Below are 20,683 nucleotides of genomic sequence, written 5' to 3'. Positions count from 1 at the left end.
TATAAATTCAAATTTATGTTGATACGTAATTTTAATAAAGTGCATACATGGAGGAACTAATGAAATTTTATCAGATTAAGAGAAGATTAGATATTGCAATTCAAATCTTAAGGGTGAGGGATTCTTATTTGTTAAAAAATGATGTTAGTGAAAGAGCTATAACTCATAAATTAGCTGAACATTTACAATACGTTATTGGAAACTCTTTAGATGTTGATTGTGAATATAACAAAAATATAGATGATTCAGAGGTCTTCTCTAAGAAGATATATGTTCTTGAATCAGAAATTAAAGAAATGTACAGCAATAGGAATAGAGATCATAGCAGTGTAAATATTCAAGGAGAAAGTTATTTTGAGCTATCTGTATTTCCTGATATAATAGTTCACAAAAGAGGGAAAAAACAAAATAATATTTTGGCTATTGAAGTTAAAAAATCTACCAGTAGGATTGATAGAAACTATGATTATGAAAAGCTAAAATGTTATACAGAAAGTGCTTCTGAGGTTAATAATTTAGGATATAAGTATGGTGCATTTGTAAGGTTTAATACTGGAAGTCCAAATTATGAAGCACCAGAGGTTGTTTGGTTTAAAGATGGAAAACTATTTAAATAGATAAGCAGATTTAGTTTTGAATTCAATATTTCATTATCAATGTTGTACAAGCTCTTATAACCTTAAAAATTGAATTATAAGAGCTTGTTTTTTATTTCATAAACACAAATATTCAAATTTTTATATTTTAAGAAATACTCTTTCATTTTTTATTCTCCATTAGCACTAATACAATGTGAAATTTATGTAAGTTACATTGAGGTTAGTTCCATTACACGAAAAAGGGTTAATTATGCATATGGAAGTTATTGATGGACTTTATGGAAATTAGTAAAGTCTTTATAATATAATTACAAAAATGCAAAGAATGATGATAAAATGGTAGTAAGATAAATATTAAAAAGAAATTTGTTAGATATTATCAGGAAATAATGTTATTTTGAATTAGTGGAAAGTTTGGATTGGAAAATGGGAAATTGAGTTTTAAGATTAAATTATAAGAAAATTAATTAGGAGATTAATGTATATGGGAATGTTGGATTTTAAAGAGATACCACAGGCTAATAATGCAAATGGGAATCAAGATACTTTTGAGTTATTTGCACGAGAAGTATTAAATATGTTAGGTTTTGAAATTTTAGTTAATCCTGATAGGGGACAAGATGGGGGAAGAGATCTAATTATAGAAGAAAAAAGGATAGGATTATTAAACGATACGAAGGTAAGATGGCTAGTTAGTTGTAAACATAAAGTTCACTCAGGAGGTTCTGTAATTGTTAATGATGAAGAAGATATAGCTGACAGAGTGCTAGCGAATAATTGTAATGGTTTTATTGGGTTCTATTCCACTGTCGTTAGCTCACCACTAAATAGAAAACTTGAAAGTCTAAAAGAAAAATTTGAAGTTCAAACTTTTGATAATGAAAAAATTGAGGGATTACTTCTTATGAATGAAATAGGGAAAGACTTAATAAAACGTTTTTTTCCTAAGTCGTATCAGAGATTGGATGACAAAGCACCTTCAAATTTGCTAAATAAATATATGCCTTTAAAGTGTGCATGTTGTGGTAAAGATTTGCTGAAAAGAGACCTCTTAGAAGATTATGCTGGAGTTATTGTTTTTGTAGAGGAGAGTGGATTAAATAAAGGATTTACGGCAGATTTTGAAAAAACGAAAATTGTAGATATATATTGGGCATGTAAAGGTACTTGCGATGACAAATTGACACAGTATTACATTAATCAGGGGTATGTAAATGGATGGGAAGATATTTCTGACATCATTATTCCATATAAGTATTTACAATGGATTATGAGTATCTTTAATAGAATTAGAGATGAAGATGATATATACACCGATGTAGCCTTTGTAAAGTTGAAAAATTTTATTATAGCTGTTTCACAGATAGTATTTAAGAATCAATCAAAAGAAGATATTCGTAGAATTATGGATTTAAATAGTTTGCCAGATTGGATGTAAATAATTTGGTTATTAAGTATATACACAAGTTCCTATTTATAAAGAAGGTGAAATCATGAAGTTATTTTTACGTATGCATCCAAAGAATCGCTTATCCTCTGTGCAATTATAAAATTAATATTGTATGGGGAGGTACCACACCACCATGGACAAAGAATGGAGTGAAAGAGTATCTTAGGTCATTCGATTACTTTATAAGTGGAGCAATGAGTAAAATTTATATAATAATATGTAGCGTACAAATTGAAATTTGTAGGTTATTTAAAATATTAATTGAAAGATAAATAGTAATTTATCGATTTGATTATTATTAAATTATGAAGAAAATTTATAAACAATGAAATTTCGAAATTAGAATTTATTGGAGGATTTAATGAAGGATATTAAGCGATTGGTCAACCAATTTCGACATGCGATAGACATGGCTAAGGATGAAGGGGATTTTAATAAGGACCGTTCATTTTCTAAATTCCCGAGTGGATGCTGTGATGATACTAGTGATTTGTTAGCTGAATTTTTGTTGAGAAACGGTATCAGAACATATTGTGTCTGTGGTACGTATAGAGATGGTTCGTTTGAAAATCACCAGTCTCATGCATGGTTGTTGTATGATAATCATATTATTATAGACATTACTGGCGATCAGTTTAAATATAATTCGAATTTTTTGAATTATGATAAATCAGTATATATAGAAGTAGAGGATGATTTTCATAGACTATTTGAAGTTGAAGACCGGGATATTCGTAAAAGTGTTGGCTTAGATGCCTTGGGTAGTGGGAGCCAGCCGAGGCTAAAGGAGTTGTATAGGAAAATCATTAAATACATTTAAGAAAATATCACGTTTTTTAAAGAAGTGTATAATCTAATGATTTAATACTATGGTTCTATATAATAATGAAAAATTCCAATTTGATGAGGTATTAATATGATAAGAAGAGCAGAAATAAAAGATTCATCAAGGTTAGCAGAAATATTGATTTTTGCAAAAAGAACTGCTTACAGACAAATATTTAATAACGATATTGTTTCATTTAATGAAATGCAGGTTTTAGATTTGGCATTAGACTTTCGTGATAAAGAATGCAAATTAGATGACTTATATGTATATGATGATGGAATTGTAAAAGGACTTATTAAATGGGGAAAAGTAGGTAACAAAGATACTGAAAGTAGTATTGAGATTTATGAGCTTTATGTTGATACTTTTTTTCAAGGACAAGGAATTGGAAGTCTTCTAATAAAAGATTGCATTGAACATGCCAGAAAGCAAAATATAAGAAAAATATTTCTTTGGGTATTAGAAAAAAACTATACTGCAAGGGAAATTTATAAAAGGCATGGGTTTAAACCAGATGGTGCTAGTAAATTTGAGGATGGAACTACAGAAATAATTTTAAGATATAAACTAGAAATATAATTTCTAACTTATATCGGTACGTAATTCTGATAAGGAATTCAATTATCAGTGTTTTAAAAACAACTATTGGTTGGCAGATTATAATTCTACTTATGATGCTTATAAATATAAATTGAAATTTGAAAGAGAGTGGCATATATGCGATTAGAAACTTGTAGAATAATTCTTCGCCCTTTTGAAAAGAAAGATTTAGAGGATTTAAATGAATATTGTAGCCAAGATGGTGTTGGAGAAATGGCTGGGTGGAAGCAGCACTGTAACTTGATAACTTCAAAAGAAGTGCTTGATAGAAATATTCAAAATGAGAACATTTTTGCAATAGAAAATAAAGAAAATAGAAAAGTGATTGGCCATATAGCAGTAGATAACGATTCTGAGAATGGAAGAGAAGATACAAAAGAATTGGGGTGTGCATTGAATCGTAACTACCAGAACCAAGGAATTATGACAGAAGTAATTTATCAGATTCTGGATTATCTATTTTCTAAGGATATAAAATATGTGTATGCTTGTTGTTTTCAAAGTAACAAAACATCTAAGGGGTTAATCGAAAAATGTGGTTTTACTTTTGAGCAAGAAGGCCTATTTTATTCAAAATCACTTAACAAAACTTTTAAGTCATTTGAGTATGTTTATAGTAAAAATGATTGGCAGTCACAGAAGAGACATTAATTGAATAGATTAAGAGGATTCAGTTTTTAGTTCAATATTTTATTATCAATATTGTACAAGCTCTTATAATATTAAAAATTGGATTATAAGAGCTTGTTTCTTATTTCATAAACACAAATATTTAAAAGATGTTTTAGAATAATGAATGGTGAACCATATACGTGGAGAAGCAAAATTAATAGATAAAAAATTTTATATATTTAGTTGGAAATCTTATTGAATTCGTTATTTATATTGTATTTATTTTGATTTTAACTTATTTCTTGATAGATACATTAAAATAATAAAAACTATTATCCAAGTAGTAATAACTAATATTGCAAATTTATATGTTAGGAAACACGCGCCGGTAGAAGTTACAATGGATCTATCGACTATGCTGACGGAGTCCCCTAAAAATGAGAATAGATAACAAAAGATTTTTTTTATTTCATTAAAACTATTTGAAACAGAAATTAGTAAAGTAAGTATAGGAAATAAAATATTTATAGAAATTACAGTAAGTGTATTCTTAAATAAAAGAGAAATTAATGTGCAGAAACATATACAGCTTATTGCAAATAAAAGTTGAAGAAGTAGTGCTTTAAATATTAAATTTCCAGCTGAAATATAAGATGCAGTATTATCAATAGGCGAAATAAATTGATTATATGTTGTATTTAAAGTAGTACTGCTTGCGAATTTTGAAAAAATTAATTCAGGTGCTTTAAGAGTACCAAATCCCCATAATAATCCTGAAGATATATAAGCTATTAAATCAAAAGAAATAATACAACCTATAACAGCAATACAATTAGCAATTAATTTTCCAAGTATTAATTTAAATTTTGATATAGGACGAAGTAAGATAAGTTGGATGGTGTTATTTGTATATTCACTTGTAATACAATCTGATAAAGTTAAAGCAATAATTATAAACATGAGAACTTTTCCTAAAACCCTAAGGTATGCTAGAAAAAATTCATTACTATCCATAGATAAGTTTGACAATGGTTTAATATTATTATCTATTAAGTAATTATTAATTGCGATTTTGGCATCTTTAGTATCCGTATTACTTGATTGTTCTAAATTATGATTTTCATCTTTGAGATATTGTATCCAATTAAAGTTATCATCTTTTAGATTATCATAGTAATCTAAGCTTTTTTGTATTGTTTCTATCCTAGAATCAATATCATCTTTTTCAGCACCCTCAGTTAAGTTAGAACTTTGAGTTTTTAATCTATTTATAAAATCTAGTTCCTTATTGTACCGATTTTGTCCGGAGTCTAAATTGATGATAAATATAAATCCAAATGTTACGATAGCCATAATTAAGAACATAGAAAGAATTTTTTTCCTGTGATATAATTTACTAAGTTCATTTTTTATAATATTAATCATTTTTTACACCTCCAATTATATTTAAATATCTTTCTTCAAGAGTTTTTTCTTCTTTACTTATATTTGTAACATTTATTTTATTGTTAACTAGTTCATTTAAGATATCATTGAAATATTCATCTTTGTATTCTAATATAATTCCTGCTTCAAATTTTTCTGCTTTTTCGATATAATCTAACTTTTGGAAAATAGCAAGGCAATTTGGTAAATCCTTAGTGAAAATTTTTAATGAAGAATTTTCATCATGTTTGTTAATAGACTCAATTGATTTCACCAGCATGAATAAAAGCAACTTTATCACATATTCTCTCCATCTCATCTAACTTGTGGGAAGATATAAATATAGTTACACCTTTTTCCTTTCTTAATTTTTTAATCATATTTCTAAATTCTATGACACCATTAGCGTCGAGACCATTAGTTGGTTCGTCTAAAATCCATAACTTTTTATTTCCCATAATGACTTGTGCAATTCCTAATCGTTGTTTCATACCAAGAGAATAATTTTTAACTTTTTCATTTTCTTTACCTTTAAGACCAACTAAATCAATTGTGTCTGCAAGGTCACTTAGCGGAATATTATCAAGGCGGCATATTTGTTTTAAATTTTCTACTGCTGATAAATAAGGGTACATTTTAGGACTTTCTATTAATGCAGAAAGTTCTGATAATGCAGAAGTTCTTGCCTTAACAATGTCTTTATTGTTTATAAGCACAGTGCCTTTATCTGGATTTAATAATCCACAAATTATTTTCATTGTAGTACTTTTTCCAGCACCATTTGGTCCTAAAAAGCCAAAAATCTCACCTTCCTTAACATTTAGATTTATATTATTAAGAACCTCTGTTCCATTAAAGTATTTTGTTACGTTTGTAAGTGATAACATAGTGTATTTATCTCCTTCCTACAATTTATAGGTATAATTCTAGAGTATTATAGTCCTAAATACATAAAGAGTCAAAATTGTAAAATCCAACTAGTATTTAATGAAAAAGTTTATATCCTTATATGTTGAAAAGGTCCTTGATATTGGTTATTAGACAGTTGTGATACATTATGAATAATTCAATTATTAAAATTATCTTGCACCTCAGAAAGTCTTAAAACTTTCTTAATAATTTTATTCGGGTTTTCTTAAGAAATTAAGACTACAATTGGAATAAATTGGAGGGATAAAATATGAAAAGTAAATTAAAAAAAGTTTTAATAGCTATAAGTATATTTGTTATGATAGTTTCTATAACGTACAATGTGCTTTTAATATTAAAAGTCAACAAGAAGACATGGAACATTGCTTTTGAAAATGCAAATTCAAGGGATACTTATTTTTCAATACATAATGTAAAACAAGCTCAAAGTATAGGTAAAGGAAAAGGAATTAAAGTAGGCATTTTAGATCATTGTTTTGGATATGAACTGCATAAAGATTTGTACAGTGGCGGTGTTGATTTCTTAAATAGTCCTTATGCCTTAAACAAATCCAATGAACATGGCTATTGGATGGCTAGCACTTTAAAAGAAATTGCTCCAGAATGTGAAGTATATGCATTAAATACTGCAGCTAGCATGGATGAAGATAAAAGAGTTACAGCTATGATAGACGCAATAGATTGGGCAATAGAAAATCACATTGATATTTTAACCTATTCTCAAAGCCCTATATCAGATAAAAATCGTAAAAGATTTGATGATGCTGTAAATAAGGCTGTAGAAAATAATATTGTAACGACTTTTATTCATTATGATAATCCTAATAATATTTGGCCAGGACAAATGGTTGATCCTAAGTATATGGAAAAAGGACAGCGAGAACCAGATTTTAGTATTTTACAGTATGACTATAATACTTTGAGAATAGATACATATGATAAGTACCAAAAATTGAAAAGCAATATTAGGAGTGGTGATGATATTCCATATTACTCAGTTTCATCAACATCACCTGTTACAGCAGGCTTTATAGCTATATTGAAAAGCATAAACAATAAACTTACAACAGATGAGTATAGACAAATTTTGAAAAAAACAGTTTATAAAACTACCTTTACAGATCCATTTACATTAAAAAAAGCTGAATGTTCAAATGTTGTAGACATAGGGAAGGCTGCTACATTTATTAAAGAAAATTATTGAGATTTAAAATAAGAGATGCTGTTTAGTCTGTTAAGATTGATTCGGAAAGAAATAACATTTCTGTTATACTGGGATTAATAAGAGCAGGGGGGAAGCATATGTCAGAAGGGAAGTGTAAGGAAGAGTACACACGAAGAATTCATAAAGTGCAGGATTACATCGAGCATCATTTAGGACAGTCTCTGTCCATTGAGGAGCTTTCCAATGCCGCTGGGTTTTCAAAATATCATTTCAGTAGGATCTTTCATGGCATGTTACATGAGCCGTTAGCCCATTATGTGAACCGGATTCGCATGGAGAATGCACTTTTTTTGCTGGCACACCGGGCAGATAAAAATATGACGGACATTGCCTATGAACTGGGCTATACGGATTCAGCGGTATTTTCACGGGCATTTAAGAATTACTATAGTATAAGCCCAAGAGAATATCGTAAGGAATATAGCAAGAATTGCAAAGATTCTTTTTTATTGTCAGAGTACAATAAGAACACAGCAAAGAAAGAATGGGCAGACCAATTGTTTCCGGTGACAGGGCAGATTACCATAGTAAACCTAGAGGAAAAGCAAGTGGCCTATGTGAGACATATAGGCACTTATGAGACATTATCAAAGGAGTATGCCAATTTGATGGAGACATTAATTGCTTATGGAAAGAAGCAGCACTTTTTTGTGGATAGTAAGAACTGGGTCCTTGCCATGTATCATGACAATCCTGAATTCGGAGAGGAAAATAAGTTTCGTACTAGTTTGTGTCTAACAGTGCCAGAGGACATTCGGATTCAGGAAGACGGAATCCTTGGAATGATGAAACTAGAAGGCGGCTTGTATGCGGTAGGACATTTTCATATTCAGCAGGAACAGTACAGTGATGCTTGGAATTACATGTACCAGGAGTGGATTACTAACAGTGGCTATGTTCCAAGAAACTCCTATCCATTTGAAGTGTATCGCAACAATCCGTATGATAATGAGGCTCATATCCATGAGGTGGACATATACCTTCCTATTGAGCCCATTGTTTCTAATATGCTGCAAATAATTCAGAGGTGAGCATATGGAAGAAATAAAGATTCAATTTTGGGTAAGGAGGGAATCAATCATATGAATGAAAATCAAAAGATATGTTTAGAAAAGACAATAAACAGTAGTTATAAGAATATTGCAGGTATTGTCGTGCTGAAAAATGGTAAAACAGTTTATGAAAATTACTTTAATGGATATACTGCTACTAACAAACTTCATGTTTTTTCAGTAACAAAAAGTATTATTTCTATATTGATTGGTATCGCTATAGACAAAGGCTATATCAAAAGTATAAACCAGAAAGTATTGGACTTTTTCCCTGATTATGTAGTTAAAAGAGGAGAAAAAACGATACAGAATGTTACGCTTAAGGATATGGTGACTATGACAGTTCCGTATAAATATAAGTCAGAACCATACACAGAATATTTTACAAGCCATAATTGGGTAAATAGTGCCCTTGATTTATTAGGAGGAAAGGGAAAGATAGGAGAATTTAGATACACTCCTCTCATAGGACCAGATATTTTGTCTGGTATTCTTGTAAAAACAACAGGACAATCCGTGCTTGATTTTGCAACAGAATACTTATTTTCACCATTGGAAATTGATGTTGAGGGAAATGTGATTTTTCGTAATAAGGAGGAACAACTTGCCTGGTATAAAGAGAAAAATGTCAGAGGTTGGGTTGCTGATCCGCAAGGCGTAAATACAGCAGGATGGGGTCTTAGCTTGACGCCTATAGAAATGGCAAAAATAGGTCAATTGTACTTGGATGAAGGAATGTGGAAGGGTAAACAAATTATATCCAAAGAGTGGGTAGATGAGAGTACAAAGGAACATAGTCGATGGGACAAGCTGCCCTATGGCTATCTGTGGTGGGTTATTGATAATAAAGAACATATATATGCAGCTTTGGGGGATGGAGGAAATGTGATTTATGTAAGTGCAAAGAAAAGAATTGTAGTTTCAATTGCTTCTCTTTTTATGCCAAGTGCTAAGGATAGAATAAAACTTATTAAAGAGTATATTGAACCAATGTTTGATGATTATGTATAGTGAATCTTAATTTGGGGAGGAGATTATGACTATAGTACAAAGTTAATCAAATTCTGATTTGTTGAGGGGGAAATTTTTATGATAGTTAATACTTTTGATGACCAAACAGAAGCATATCGTGATGAGGGATTTTCTTATCATTATGTACCAGCATCCGATTATAGTACAATCAAAAATGCCAGTATTGTTGCAAAAGCCTTTATAGTAGTTAAAGAAATGTACTAAGGCGCTAGAAGTTGTTTGGTTTAAAGATGGTTAATTAAGAAACAAATATAACTCTCCACTATATCACCAGACTTTTTATAAGTGTTATGATAATAACATGGAGGTTAAAATAGTATGGATAAGATATATAAAACAGCAGAAGTAGCTAAAAGAGTTGGTGTACATTCCAACACTGTACGTTTGTACGAAAAGCTTGAATTAATACCAAAAGTGAATAGATTACCAAATGGTTATAGAGTATTTACTGACTATCATATAGAGCAGTTTATCCTTGCTAGAACTGCCTTTAAGGTAGAGGTTCTACAAAATGGACTTAGAAAGAAGATAATCAATGTTGTTAAATTATCTGCCAAGGGGAAACTTCAAGAAGCAATTAACTATACAAATGATTATATAAATCAGATAAAGCAAGAGCAAAAAAATGCAGAAGAAGCCATAGAACTGTCAAAGAAGCTTTTATTAGGGATAGATGCTAAAGATAATAATATTTTTTTTACAAGAAAGCAAACTGCAGACTATCTTGGGGTTACAATGGACACATTAAGAAATTGGGAGATGAATGGTTTACTTACTGTTAAGAGAAAGCAGAATGGATATCGAGTTTATACTGAAAGTGATATTAGTAGATTGAAAATAATACGTACATTACGTTGTGCTAACTATTCGCTTACAGCAATTTTAAGAATGATTAATGCTATATCCGAAAGTAATGAAATTGATATTAGAGAGGTGATCAATAAACCAAAAGAGGATGAGGACATTGTTACAGCGTGTGATAAGCTTCTTACCTCCTTAAGTGATGCAGAAAAAAATGCAAATAGTATAATGAAGCAATTGGAATTTATAAAAAAACAATTTAATGTAAACTCTACACTTTAACACCAGACTTAGTGCTGGTGTTATTCTTTTATCAAAAGGAGGGAATAACACATGGAAGTAATAAAAGTTCATAATCTTTGTAAGTCCTATGAGGATGTTCAAGTGGTGAAGGGTGTTAGTTTAACAGTAAAGAAAGGTGAGGTATTTGGATTGCTTGGAGCCAATGGGGCTGGGAAGAGCACTACCATAGAATGTATTTTAGGTACAAAGAATTTTGATGATGGTAAGGTATCTATCTTAGGTATGAATCCTCAAAAAGAAAGAAAACAGTTATTTCAGAAAGTTGGGATTCAGTTTCAAGAATCAAATTATCAAGATAAGATTACAGTGAAAGAGTTGTGTGAAATAACTGAAGTTCTTTACAAAAAACCATTGGATTACAACAAATTATTAGAGAAATTTAAACTTCAAGATAAGGCTAGAAAACTAGTAAGTGAGCTATCTGGAGGGGAAAAGCAACGGTTATTTATTATCTTAGCCTTAATTCCGAGTCCTGAGGTGGTATTCTTAGATGAGCTTACAACAGGATTAGATGTAAAAGCTAGAAGAGATGTGTGGAAGTGCTTATTAAACTTAAAGAAGCAAGGACTCACAATCTTTTTAACATCTCATTTCATGGATGAGGTTGAAGTACTGTGCGATAAAATATGTATTTTGAAAAATGGAGTAATAGATTTTTGTGGAACAGTTGAAGAAGCAGTGGAACTGAGTCCATATGAAAAATTTGAGGATGCTTATTTATGGTTTGTAGATGAGGAGGATTTGGATGATGAAAGTATTTAAAGCTATGTTAAAAACTGAATTAAAGTTATCACTAAGAGGAATTGATATGATTATATTTGCAATTTGTATGCCGGTGGTTTTAACTGTTATTTTAGGAGTTATTTATGGTAATAAACCCGCATTTTCTGGAGCAGATTTTACATTCTTGGAACAATCCTTTGCAGCTGTATCAACTATTGCCATATGTGCAGGTGGAACCATGGGGTTACCCTTAGTATTATCTGAGTATCGTCATAGAAAGATATTAAAAAGGTTTAGAGTAACACCAGTTAGCCCATCAATGATTTTAGTAGTTCAAGGAGTAATCTATGCTTTATATGTCATTGTTTCATTAATATTAGTTTATTTAACAGCAAAAGTATTTTTTAATTTTCAATTTAGGGGTTCATGGACAAACTTTTTAGGAGCATATGCCTTAGTGATGGTATCAATGTTCAGCATTGGATTTATGGTGGGAGGAATAGCAAAAGATACTAAAACAGCAGGTGTAATTGCTAGCATTCTATATTTTCCTATGCTCATATTCTCAGGAGCAACTTTACCATATGAGGTTATGCCAAAAGCCATTCAAAAGGTGGCTGATATCTTACCATTAACTCAGGGGATAAAGCTTTTAAAAAGAGCATCACTTAATTTAACCATAGATAATGCAATACTACCAATTTTGGTTATAAGTACACTTGCTGTGATATGTATTGGGGTATCTATTAAGTTTTTTAGGTGGGAGTAATTTAAAACTGACAACGAAATATTAATAGTTTAAATAGCTTTATAATTTGTTTTCAATACAAGAAATTGAGTAAGTAAATGAGGTTTATTTTAAAAGAATAAGCTTATTTTGAATAATAAAAAATAAATGCAACCTCAATATAAACCTATTATTTTTTGTGATATAATAGAGAAAATTATATAAGTGAGGATGTATCATGACCAAACATCATATATATACAATGAGCTTAGCAAGTGTCTATCCCCTTTATGTTAGGAAGGCAGAGAAAAAAGGGCGTAGGAAAACAGAAGTTGATGAAATCATCCGCTGGTTGACAGGATATAGCCAGGAAGGGCTAGAAGCGCAATTGAAAAAACAGACAGATTTCGAGACTTTCTTTGCGGAAGCTCCTAAGCTTAATCCTTTACGAAATTTAATTAAAGGAGTTGTCTGTGGCGTCCGAGTGGAAGACATTGAAGAACCAATTATGCAGGAAATTCGCTATTTGGATAAGTTAATCGATGAGTTAGCAAGGGGAAAAGCGATGGATAAGATTTTGAGAAAATAATGATTAAAAACCAAGAAGCACTGATTCTATATGTAAAATATAAAGTAGTCGGTGTTTTTTTCTTGAATCGAATTATTTTCAAACTTCATGAAGACAAGTCCGGTAATCTGATAAATAAAACTATATAGCCTAGAGGAATAAGAAAAGAAATGAAAAATATTTTTAAATTATTCTTAATAGGACATATAGGTGTCATATTAAGACCAGTATAATAACCTTATCAAATATATGGAGGTTATAAATATGAAGTGTGAAATTGTTAATTTAGAAGAAAAAATAGTGGTAGGGGTTAGTGCTATTACAAGTAATGATGATCCTAATATGGGAAAAACTATTGGAGGCCTTTGGGAAAAGTTATATCAAGGTGGCATTAATGAAACAATAAAAAATAAGGCAAATCAATATGCTATAGGACTTTATTCAGATTATGAAGATGATAAATATTTAGTTACAGTAGGAAATGAGGTGCGTAAGGCTGAAAATGAAGGACTTACAATAAAGAAAATTCCTGCAGGGAAATATGCTAAGTTTTCTATTGAAGGACATATGGAAAAAGCAGTTACAGAAGCTTGGAATGAAATTTGGCAAATGGACTTAGATAGAAGCTATAAAGCAGATTTTGAAGAATATTTAAATTCAGATTTTAATAATGCTAAGATTGATATTTATATTTCATTGAAGTAATTATTAATAGATACAATGTACTTAGAAGGGAGTTATGATTATATGCATGATGTGATAGTAAAGGGTATACTGTCTAGTAATAATGGAATGAATATTTATAGGGGATGTACTCATGGATGTATATATTGTGACTCCAGAAGTCTTTGTTATGGAATAGATCATGTTTTTGAAGACATAGAGATTAAGTTTAATGCAGTAGAGCTATTAGAGGATACACTTAGGAAAAAAAGAAAAAAGTGCATGATTGTAACAGGTGCAATGAGTGATCCATACATTCATCTAGAAGAAAAGCTTCAAAACACGAGAAGATGTTTAGAGATAATTGATAAGTATGGATTTGGATTATCAATACTAACTAAATCAAATAGAATATTAAGAGATTTGGACTTGCTAAAAAGTATAAATAATAAAGCAAAGTGTGTTGTACAGATGACATTAACAACTTATGATGAAGAATTATGCAAGATTATTGAGCCAAATGTTTCTACAACAAAAGAACGATTTGAAGTTTTAAAGATAATGAGGGATAATAAAATTCCTACAGTAGTTTGGCTAAGTCCTATTTTACCTTATATAAATGATACAGAAGAAAATATAAGAGGAATCTTAGATTATTGTATAGAAGCTAAGGTTAAAGGAATTATGGTATTTGGTATTGGGTTAACATTAAGAAATGGAAATAGGGAATATTATTATAAGAATTTAGATAAGCATTTTAAAGGTTTAAAAGAAAAATACATAACACAATATGGGGATAGTTATGAAGTGATAAGTAAGAATCATGAAAAATTGATGAGAATTATTAAAGAAACCTGTGATAAGAATGATATTATTTTTGGTGTAAGAGAAGTTTTTAATTATATTAGAGCTTTTGAAGAGAAAAATAATGAAGTTCAAATAGGTTTTGATATTTGAATGAACTTGGCCCAAAAAAAAGACTTACCGTACAATGGTAAGTCTTTGATTTATTTAATATGAAATATAGCACATAACCAAATTTTAAATTATGTTAAATCAACTTTGCAAATTGGAATTTGTCATTTGATTTTCTTTAGTGAAGATGAAATATCTTTATATATCAATGTTTGCATACTATCACCATATACAGTCACATCTACTTTCAACAAAGCTTCTCGGATACATTCAACTAAATCTGATTTGTATTTTGCAATGCTTGGTAATGCCTTAATACATTGTCTTGCTGTAATTGGCTTTTCATCTAAAATATGTTTTAAATAATCATCTATAATTTCGTCAATTTTGTTTTCCGTATCCCATTTAGCATTAACAGATATTAAAACAATGCCTCTGGCTCTTATATATGAATTGCTATTTTCAATCATTTCAGCAAACCTATCAAAAAACTTATAAACAGCATTAGATTTTTTACTTTCAATTTCTAATATCTGCAATGCTTGGTATGCAGCTTTATTATCTTTAGAATATAATCTTTCAATCAATTCTGAAACACTCTCCAAAATTTCACCTTCTTAAACAAATATTGAAATTTACAAATTACTATTTGTCTGTGTATCTTTCTATTACTCTGAATTATAATATTAAATTTATTATAACATAAATATCCAATAGTGCAGTATAAATCCATAAGACTAGCACATGACTTTAACACAAGAAGTTCAATTATATAAATGACAATAAATAGTGTATGAATTCACAAATATAGAAGCATAATATATAGGAAATTAATCAACAATTAGTAAAAGGTTATATAAGTTTTTAAAACAATATGAAAAATAAAAAGAAAAGAGGTGGAATTTGTTAGCAAGACTTATAAACAAATTTCTAAGGTGTTTTTTGAAAACTTGATTTATTATAAAGCTTTATAAGTTTTGTATAACGCATATGTATGAGTAAAATAGTTGGTGAAATCCTAACATTTCCATCAGGAAATGAAAATATAAAGTTACGTGTATTTGGTGATGAATTCTATGCTAGACGTGAGTCATTAGATGGTTATACTGCAATTTATGATAATAATTTAGAAAAATATTGTTATGCCAAATTAGATAATGGGAAATTGGTGTCTACTGGTGAAAAGATAAATGGACCAATTCCTAGTGGAATAACTCCTCATCTAAAAGAAGTTCCAGAAGTTATAAAGGAAAAATTCCAACAACAATATGAAAATAGCGGATATTCTAATATAGAAGATATTAATCTAAAAAAAAACACCGATGATGGTGTAAATAAAACAAAGGGAGATAATAAAGGGCTACTTACAGGTGATAGAAGTAGTGAAGGGAAAGTTCTAGGATTAACTATATTAGTAGAGTTTTCTGATGTTTCAACAACTGTTACTTCTCAAGATGTAGAGCAAATGCTAAATGGTGAAAACTATAATGAAAATGGTAATTATTGTTCAGTAAAAAAATATTTTAATATCATGTCAAATGAAAAATTAGAATATAGTAATCACGTTATAGGACCTATAAAATTACCTCATAACAGGGACTATTATATGAATGCTCCTTTTCCTTTTGTAGAAGAAGCTATGAATATTGTTGTAAATGACTTAAAGATTGATCTTTCTATATATGATTCCAAAAGGAGAGGTATAGTAGATGCAATAAACTTTCTTTATGCAGGACAAACAGTTTATCAAGGCAAGTTGTGGCCCCATAATTCATATTTTAGTAAAGACTATAATGGTATTAAAACTGGTTTCTATATGCTAAGTAGTTTAGGGAGAAATGTTAGTGATATTAGCATAGGAACCTTTTGTCATGAAACAGGGCATTTACTTTGCCGTTTTCCTGATTTATATGACTATGGAAATAGAGATGGGGATTACATTGATAGTGAAGGGATAGGTGTGTATTGCTTAATGGGGTCTGGTAATCATTTAAACAAGGGTAGAACTCCTTCACCTATTTGTGCATATTTAAGAGATTTAGTTGGATGGTGTGATAAGGAAATAAATCTTAATAATAAGGGAAGTTATACTATTAAACATGGTGATTATAATACTGTCAATAAATATAATACCTCTAAAGAAAATGAATATTTTATTGTAGAAAATAGGGCATCATTTGATTTAGATAGTTACTTACCTTCAAGTGGTCTTGCTATTTACCATTGTGATATAAAAGGTTCTAATGAATGGCAAGAAGACAATTTAGCATATCACTATCAATGTGCATTGTTGCAATCTGATAGAAATTTAGATTTAGAAAGAAATGTAAATAATGGAGATAAAGGTGATTTATTTGGTCAGGGTAATGGAATAGTACTTTCAAATAGCACTATTCCATCAAGTAAAGAATGGGATGGTAGTGATTCAGGATTTATTATTTCAAATACTTCAGAACCAAATATAAATATAAAAATTGAAGTTTTATAATAACTGTTTAAGGAGGTATTAAAATGGGGCTTAGTAATGGATATGGAGTAGCAATTGGAACATTAAAGAACTACTATAGGGATCCTATTAATAACTATGGACAATACTATCATGCAAATGTAGAGTTACAAACGCCATTAGGAATATACAAATGTGCAATAGACGTAGATAGCAAGAGTTTACCTAATGGTGTTGAATGGAGGGTAGTAGAATTAGGTAATGCTGATTTAAAGGGTTTATTATCCTTTTCAAGTGGATGGTATCCTTTGGAATCAAACAGTTCATCAGGAGCTTTGGATTATATTCGAAGTAAAGAATTTCAGCCAAATGTGAAACCACAATGGAAGCAAGGTACTAGTAAAGATGCATTAATTGACTTAGAACCATTACTTATTAATACCAAAAGGATTTATATCTTTGGAGAACCATTTACAAATGGTCTTGGGGTACATAATATTCATCAAAATCAAGGAGATCCAGATGGAAGCACTTGGTGGAATGAAAATGGTATTTGGCAGGATGGAGGAACTATTATAGAACGTCAAGACCATAGTGTTGTAGCATTCCTTAATAAATTCATTACCCAATCTTATAGTACTGACAATAATGGTCATCAAATTGAAGCAATATCATACAAAGATCTTAAAGTAATTGATCCAATGGCTTTAATCTTAGGTCCTCATAGTAAGGCGTATTTGATTTGGTGCGAAATTCATCATCCCAATTTGCCTAAAGTAGCAGATGTTAAGCAACTAATGGAAAGTATGACTACTGAGGAGAGGGAATTGGCTTTATTAAATGCTAAGGCAATTAAGAGGCAAGGAAAGTTGTTTATGGAATATGGAGAAGTTGTTGAGAAAACTTTAAAGTAAGGTGTAAGTTTTGATATATAGTTAAATAAGTAAATGAAGTTTATAGATTTATTATAAGAATTATATTTTTGATGATTGATACAATTATAAGTAGTGGACTATATTGAATTCATGATTAATTGGACTACCATTCTATTTAACTATAGAATGGTTTTTTTCTAGATATTATAAATATATATCTATTAAGGCTTTAAAAAGGACATAAGCTAAAAAGTATAAATAATAAAGCAAAGTGTGTTGTAGAGATGACGTTAACAACTTATGATGAAGAATTATGCAAGATTATTGAGTCAAATGTTTCTACAGCAAAAGAATGATTTGAAGTTTTAAAGATAATGAGAGATAATAAAATTCATACAGTAGTTTGGTTAAGCCCAATTTTACCTTATATAAATGATACAGAAGAAAATATTATTATAAGAATTTAGATAAGCATTTTAAAGGTTTAAAAGAAAAATATAATTGATAAAGAGGTATAAATTATGATAAAACCAATTGTAAAAGATGTGTTATTTTTAGGACAAAAATCAGAACAAGCAACTAAAAATGATGTAGCAGTAATTGATGATTTAATAGATACATTAAAAGCAAACTTAGAGCATTGTGTTGGACTAGCTGGAAACATGATTGGAGTAAAAAAGCGTATATTGGTATTTACTGTGGGCAACCTTATTGTACCTATGATAAATCCAGTTATTTTAAAGAGAGAAAAACCTTATGAAACAGAAGAGAGTTGTTTATCTTTAATTGGATTTAGAAAAACAAAGAGATATGAAATGATAGAGGTGGAGTACCTTGATAGAAATTTTAAGAAGCAAAAGCAAGTGTTTACTGGTTTTACAGCACAAATAATTCAACATGAAATGGATCATTTTGAAGGTATAATAATCTAATTGAATAATTAAAAATAAAAAGAGGTGGTTATTATGGGTAACCACCAAATTGTTGATGGTGAAACTAACATCCTTAGTGATTGTAATTAAATAATGTAAAGACCTCACTTGCAAGTGATACGGTGAAACGTATCATAAGTAAGTGAGGTTAAAGTTAGTTTTTAGTGAAAATAGCAGTATTATAAGTAAGTTCAAAATTTAATAATCTAAAAAGAATTTTTCTACACTAGTATTTATAGGAACCTCTGAAAATATAATGTGAGTAGAGGTTGTAGAATCTAATGTAGAAATGAAATCTATAAATTTTTCAATTTCATTTATAGATTTAACGCATAGTTTAACTAATAAACAAGAATGTCCTGCTACCCTATAACAAAAGGATACGCGAGGATGAGTATAGATGATTTTTTTGAACTCTTCAAAATTACTATTTTTTATATCAATTTGAATTATGCATTGAATTGACAAGCCTAAAGCTTCTTTATTTATTTTTATTGTATACCCTTCGATTACATTAGTATCTTCAAGTTTTCGTATTCTTTCTGCTACAGATGGTGGAGATAAATTTACTCTTTTTGATAATTCACGAATGGATAAACGACTATCTAATTGAAGTTCTCTTAAAATTTTAATATCTGTATTATCAAATTTCATATGATATGAATTTCCTTTCTTTTTATTTAAGTTGAAAAGTATTTTTATATAAGTAGTAACATATGATAAGGAAAAATAATCCTTTATTTATTATAATATAACTAAGTTAGAAGCTTCAACTTTCAGATATAATTATGAAAGGGATAATGAAAAGTGATAGATATAAAAGATTATGTAACTCTAAATAATGGAGTTAAAATGCCTTTACTTGGATTTGGAACATATAATGCTAATGATTCTAATCAACTTAGTATGGCAATAAAAGAATGTATAAAGGTTGGATATCGTCATATAGATACAGCTTCTTTTTATGGAAATGAGAAAGTAGTTGGTTGTGCGATAAATGAAAGTGGGATATCTAGGGAGGAAATATTTTTAGTTAATAAGGTATGGAATCAGGACCAGGGTTATGAAAAAACTCTTCAAGCATTTAAAAAATCTCTTAAAAAATTAAATACTGATTATCTAGATTTATATTTGATTCATTGGCCGCAATTATTAAATCAAGAAACGTGGAAAGCTCTTGAAAAATTAAATAAAGAAGGATATGTAAGAGCAATAGGTGTAAGTAATTTTACAATTAATCATTTAAAAAATTTAATGAAAAATGCTGAAATTTTGCCTGTGGTAAATCAAATAGAATTTCATCCAAGACTTGTTCAATATGATTTAATGAAATTTTGTGAGAAATATAAGATTCAAATTGAGGCTTGGTCACCATTAATGAGAGGATTAGTTTTTCAGATTCCATTTCTGCAAGAACTCTCACAAAAATATGGAAAAACAATTTCTCAAATAGTATTAAGGTGGAATTTACAGATGGGAATTGTTACTATTCCTAAATCGATGACATTATCAAGAATAAAAGAAAATACAGATATATTTAACTTTAAAATAAGTGAAGAGGATATGAAAAAAATTAAAAATTTAAATGATGGACATAGAATAGGAATGAATCCTGACATAGTTTATGAAAATCCTAATAAAATAAAAACATAATTTTATTATCAATGTTACATAAAGCTCTTATAATCTTAAAAATTGGATTATGAGAGCTTGTTTTTTATTTCATAAACACAAATATTAAATTATACAAAAAGTGCTTAGTTATGTATAGAGATAGAATTATTGATGGACTTTATGGGAAATAGTAAGGTTTTTATAATATAATTACAAAAATTCAAATAAAGGTGCTAAAATGGTAGTAAGATAAATATTAAGAAGAAAGATGTAGCTTTTGAAAAGTTAAAAAATTTTATTATAGCTGTTTCACAGATAGTATTTAAGAATCAATCAAAAGAAGATATTCGTAGAATTATGAA

Annotated in this window: 24 protein-coding genes and 1 pseudogene; 20 read left to right on the top strand and 5 right to left on the bottom strand. The window is 29.4% G+C overall.

Translation table 11 applies throughout. From position 1 onward, the window contains the following. Positions 1–59: 59 nt before the first annotated feature. The 5 genes from FAY47_RS09605 (at position 60) to FAY47_RS09580 (ending at position 4,129) form a co-directional block, all read left to right on the top strand. A complete protein-coding gene (locus tag FAY47_RS09605) occupies positions 60–617 on the top strand; it encodes a hypothetical protein (RefSeq protein ID WP_143316493.1) in 558 nt (185 codons plus the stop codon). Between the two features lie 466 nt (positions 618–1,083). Then, on the top strand, positions 1,084–2,037 hold the full coding sequence (locus tag FAY47_RS09600) for a restriction endonuclease (RefSeq protein WP_185966783.1): 954 nt from the start codon (positions 1,084–1,086) through the stop codon (positions 2,035–2,037). A 373-nt stretch (positions 2,038–2,410) separates the two neighbouring features. Then, a complete protein-coding gene (locus FAY47_RS09590; protein ID WP_143316491.1) occupies positions 2,411–2,869 on the top strand; it encodes a hypothetical protein in 459 nt (152 codons plus the stop codon). Positions 2,870–2,965: 96 nt separating this feature from the next. Next, positions 2,966–3,457, top strand: a complete 492-nt coding sequence (locus tag FAY47_RS09585) for a GNAT family N-acetyltransferase (RefSeq protein ID WP_143316490.1) — start codon at positions 2,966–2,968, stop codon at positions 3,455–3,457. Positions 3,458–3,595: 138 nt separating this feature from the next. Further along, positions 3,596–4,129 (top strand): GNAT family protein, encoded by a 534-nt coding sequence (locus tag FAY47_RS09580; protein WP_143316551.1) that lies wholly within the window; start codon positions 3,596–3,598, stop codon positions 4,127–4,129. Positions 4,130–4,369: 240 nt separating this feature from the next. On the opposite strand, the gene FAY47_RS09575 is transcribed toward FAY47_RS09580, so the two are convergent. The 3 genes from FAY47_RS09575 to FAY47_RS09565 are packed head-to-tail and all read right to left on the bottom strand — an operon-like array spanning position 4,370 to position 6,402. Beyond that, on the bottom strand, positions 4,370–5,515 hold the full coding sequence (locus FAY47_RS09575; RefSeq protein ID WP_143316489.1) for an ABC transporter permease subunit: 1,146 nt from the start codon (positions 5,513–5,515) through the stop codon (positions 4,370–4,372). Beyond that, positions 5,508–5,789 carry a hypothetical protein gene (locus tag FAY47_RS09570; RefSeq protein WP_143316488.1) on the bottom strand — a complete coding sequence of 94 codons (282 nt, stop codon included), beginning with the start codon at positions 5,787–5,789 and terminating at the stop codon, positions 5,508–5,510. The genes FAY47_RS09575 and FAY47_RS09570 overlap by 8 nt, the downstream gene beginning before the upstream one ends. Further along, positions 5,776–6,402 carry an ABC transporter ATP-binding protein gene (locus FAY47_RS09565; RefSeq protein WP_143316487.1) on the bottom strand — a complete coding sequence of 209 codons (627 nt, stop codon included), beginning with the start codon at positions 6,400–6,402 and terminating at the stop codon, positions 5,776–5,778. The genes FAY47_RS09570 and FAY47_RS09565 overlap by 14 nt, the downstream gene beginning before the upstream one ends. 293 nt (positions 6,403–6,695) lie before the next feature. Here FAY47_RS09565 and FAY47_RS09560 point away from each other — a divergent pair, with 293 nt between their 5' ends. The 10 genes from FAY47_RS09560 to FAY47_RS09515 all read left to right on the top strand — a co-directional run bounded on the left by FAY47_RS09560 (position 6,696) and on the right by FAY47_RS09515 (position 14,496). Next, positions 6,696–7,649, top strand: a complete 954-nt coding sequence (locus FAY47_RS09560) for a S8 family serine peptidase (protein ID WP_143316486.1) — start codon at positions 6,696–6,698, stop codon at positions 7,647–7,649. Positions 7,650–7,747: 98 nt separating this feature from the next. After that, entirely contained in the window at positions 7,748–8,701 is a 954-nt protein-coding gene (locus FAY47_RS09555; RefSeq protein WP_143316485.1) for a GyrI-like domain-containing protein, read from the top strand. A gap of 51 nt (positions 8,702–8,752) precedes the next feature. Further along, complete coding sequence (locus tag FAY47_RS09550) at positions 8,753–9,733, top strand: serine hydrolase (RefSeq protein WP_143316484.1); 981 nt, start codon at positions 8,753–8,755, stop codon at positions 9,731–9,733. 78 nt (positions 9,734–9,811) lie between these two features. Continuing rightward, the gene (locus FAY47_RS09545) at positions 9,812–9,958 is read left to right on the top strand and encodes a nucleoside phosphorylase (protein ID WP_143316483.1); all 147 of its coding nucleotides are present in this window, start codon (positions 9,812–9,814) and stop codon (positions 9,956–9,958) included. A 114-nt stretch (positions 9,959–10,072) separates the two neighbouring features. Further along, positions 10,073–10,837 carry a MerR family transcriptional regulator gene (locus FAY47_RS09540; protein ID WP_143316482.1) on the top strand — a complete coding sequence of 255 codons (765 nt, stop codon included), beginning with the start codon at positions 10,073–10,075 and terminating at the stop codon, positions 10,835–10,837. A gap of 51 nt (positions 10,838–10,888) precedes the next feature. After that, positions 10,889–11,620 carry an ABC transporter ATP-binding protein gene (locus FAY47_RS09535; RefSeq protein WP_143316481.1) on the top strand — a complete coding sequence of 244 codons (732 nt, stop codon included), beginning with the start codon at positions 10,889–10,891 and terminating at the stop codon, positions 11,618–11,620. After that, positions 11,607–12,350, top strand: coding sequence for an ABC transporter permease (locus FAY47_RS09530; protein ID WP_143316550.1), 744 nt, complete (start codon positions 11,607–11,609; stop codon positions 12,348–12,350). Before FAY47_RS09535 ends, FAY47_RS09530 begins: the two co-directional genes overlap by 14 nt. Before the next feature lie 196 nt (positions 12,351–12,546). Then, positions 12,547–12,897: a DUF2200 domain-containing protein gene (locus tag FAY47_RS09525; protein WP_143316480.1), complete on the top strand. Its 351-nt coding sequence runs from the start codon at positions 12,547–12,549 to the stop codon at positions 12,895–12,897. A gap of 243 nt (positions 12,898–13,140) precedes the next feature. Continuing rightward, a complete protein-coding gene (locus FAY47_RS09520; protein WP_143316479.1) occupies positions 13,141–13,581 on the top strand; it encodes a GyrI-like domain-containing protein in 441 nt (146 codons plus the stop codon). A 42-nt stretch (positions 13,582–13,623) separates the two neighbouring features. Continuing rightward, entirely contained in the window at positions 13,624–14,496 is an 873-nt protein-coding gene (locus tag FAY47_RS09515; RefSeq protein ID WP_143316478.1) for a radical SAM protein, read from the top strand. Positions 14,497–14,618: 122 nt separating this feature from the next. Here the strand turns inward: FAY47_RS09515 and FAY47_RS09510 are convergent, their stop codons facing one another. Continuing rightward, positions 14,619–15,059 (bottom strand): SufBD protein, encoded by a 441-nt coding sequence (locus FAY47_RS09510; protein WP_143316477.1) that lies wholly within the window; start codon positions 15,057–15,059, stop codon positions 14,619–14,621. Between the two features lie 389 nt (positions 15,060–15,448). Here FAY47_RS09510 and FAY47_RS09505 point away from each other — a divergent pair, with 389 nt between their 5' ends. The 4 genes and pseudogenes from FAY47_RS09505 to FAY47_RS09490 all read left to right on the top strand — a co-directional run bounded on the left by FAY47_RS09505 (position 15,449) and on the right by FAY47_RS09490 (position 18,707). Beyond that, entirely contained in the window at positions 15,449–16,942 is a 1,494-nt protein-coding gene (locus tag FAY47_RS09505) for a M6 family metalloprotease domain-containing protein (RefSeq protein ID WP_143316476.1), read from the top strand. Positions 16,943–16,965: 23 nt separating this feature from the next. Continuing rightward, positions 16,966–17,814: a YukJ family protein gene (locus tag FAY47_RS09500; protein ID WP_143316475.1), complete on the top strand. Its 849-nt coding sequence runs from the start codon at positions 16,966–16,968 to the stop codon at positions 17,812–17,814. Positions 17,815–18,020: 206 nt separating this feature from the next. Then, a pseudogene (locus FAY47_RS20920) lies at positions 18,021–18,274 on the top strand (radical SAM protein); the annotation flags it as partial. Between the two features lie 22 nt (positions 18,275–18,296). Then, the gene (locus tag FAY47_RS09490; protein ID WP_143316474.1) at positions 18,297–18,707 is read left to right on the top strand and encodes a peptide deformylase; all 411 of its coding nucleotides are present in this window, start codon (positions 18,297–18,299) and stop codon (positions 18,705–18,707) included. 198 nt (positions 18,708–18,905) lie between these two features. Here FAY47_RS09490 and FAY47_RS09485 read toward each other — a convergent pair whose 3' ends face one another. After that, positions 18,906–19,361, bottom strand: coding sequence for an Lrp/AsnC family transcriptional regulator (locus FAY47_RS09485; protein ID WP_143316473.1), 456 nt, complete (start codon positions 19,359–19,361; stop codon positions 18,906–18,908). Between the two features lie 153 nt (positions 19,362–19,514). Here FAY47_RS09485 and FAY47_RS09480 point away from each other — a divergent pair, with 153 nt between their 5' ends. Further along, on the top strand, positions 19,515–20,360 hold the full coding sequence (locus tag FAY47_RS09480) for an aldo/keto reductase (protein ID WP_143316472.1): 846 nt from the start codon (positions 19,515–19,517) through the stop codon (positions 20,358–20,360). Positions 20,361–20,683: the final 323 nt, after the last annotated feature.

It is taken from the genome of Clostridium sp. HBUAS56017 (genome assembly GCF_007115085.1).
GTDB lineage: Bacteria > Bacillota > Clostridia > Clostridiales > Clostridiaceae > Clostridium > Clostridium cibarium.
The sequence above is the reverse complement of the archived record's forward strand: the minus strand, read 5'-3'. Positions and strand labels throughout refer to the sequence as shown.

Bases quoted from the DNA above. Each gene is read 5' to 3' on its own strand.
- FAY47_RS09485 (WP_143316473.1), bottom strand. From the start codon at position 19,361: ATGAAATTTGATAATACAGATATTAAAATTTTAAGAGAACTTCAATTA.
- FAY47_RS09540 (WP_143316482.1), top strand. From the start codon at position 10,073: ATGGATAAGATATATAAAACAGCAGAAGTAGCTAAAAGAGTTGGTGTA.
- FAY47_RS09515 (WP_143316478.1), top strand. From the start codon at position 13,624: ATGCATGATGTGATAGTAAAGGGTATACTGTCTAGTAATAATGGAATG.
- FAY47_RS09490 (WP_143316474.1), top strand. From the start codon at position 18,297: ATGATAAAACCAATTGTAAAAGATGTGTTATTTTTAGGACAAAAATCA.
- FAY47_RS09525 (WP_143316480.1), top strand. From the start codon at position 12,547: ATGACCAAACATCATATATATACAATGAGCTTAGCAAGTGTCTATCCC.
- FAY47_RS09575 (WP_143316489.1), bottom strand. From the start codon at position 5,515: ATGATTAATATTATAAAAAATGAACTTAGTAAATTATATCACAGGAAA.
- FAY47_RS09500 (WP_143316475.1), top strand. From the start codon at position 16,966: ATGGGGCTTAGTAATGGATATGGAGTAGCAATTGGAACATTAAAGAAC.
- FAY47_RS09585 (WP_143316490.1), top strand. From the start codon at position 2,966: ATGATAAGAAGAGCAGAAATAAAAGATTCATCAAGGTTAGCAGAAATA.
- FAY47_RS09550 (WP_143316484.1), top strand. From the start codon at position 8,753: ATGAATGAAAATCAAAAGATATGTTTAGAAAAGACAATAAACAGTAGT.
- FAY47_RS09590 (WP_143316491.1), top strand. From the start codon at position 2,411: ATGAAGGATATTAAGCGATTGGTCAACCAATTTCGACATGCGATAGAC.
- FAY47_RS09555 (WP_143316485.1), top strand. From the start codon at position 7,748: ATGTCAGAAGGGAAGTGTAAGGAAGAGTACACACGAAGAATTCATAAA.
- FAY47_RS09535 (WP_143316481.1), top strand. From the start codon at position 10,889: ATGGAAGTAATAAAAGTTCATAATCTTTGTAAGTCCTATGAGGATGTT.
- FAY47_RS09565 (WP_143316487.1), bottom strand. From the start codon at position 6,402: ATGTTATCACTTACAAACGTAACAAAATACTTTAATGGAACAGAGGTT.
- FAY47_RS09600 (WP_185966783.1), top strand. From the start codon at position 1,084: ATGGGAATGTTGGATTTTAAAGAGATACCACAGGCTAATAATGCAAAT.
- FAY47_RS09505 (WP_143316476.1), top strand. From the start codon at position 15,449: ATGAGTAAAATAGTTGGTGAAATCCTAACATTTCCATCAGGAAATGAA.
- FAY47_RS09530 (WP_143316550.1), top strand. From the start codon at position 11,607: ATGAAAGTATTTAAAGCTATGTTAAAAACTGAATTAAAGTTATCACTA.
- FAY47_RS09520 (WP_143316479.1), top strand. From the start codon at position 13,141: ATGAAGTGTGAAATTGTTAATTTAGAAGAAAAAATAGTGGTAGGGGTT.
- FAY47_RS09605 (WP_143316493.1), top strand. From the start codon at position 60: ATGAAATTTTATCAGATTAAGAGAAGATTAGATATTGCAATTCAAATC.
- FAY47_RS09545 (WP_143316483.1), top strand. From the start codon at position 9,812: ATGATAGTTAATACTTTTGATGACCAAACAGAAGCATATCGTGATGAG.
- FAY47_RS09560 (WP_143316486.1), top strand. From the start codon at position 6,696: ATGAAAAGTAAATTAAAAAAAGTTTTAATAGCTATAAGTATATTTGTT.
- FAY47_RS09580 (WP_143316551.1), top strand. From the start codon at position 3,596: ATGCGATTAGAAACTTGTAGAATAATTCTTCGCCCTTTTGAAAAGAAA.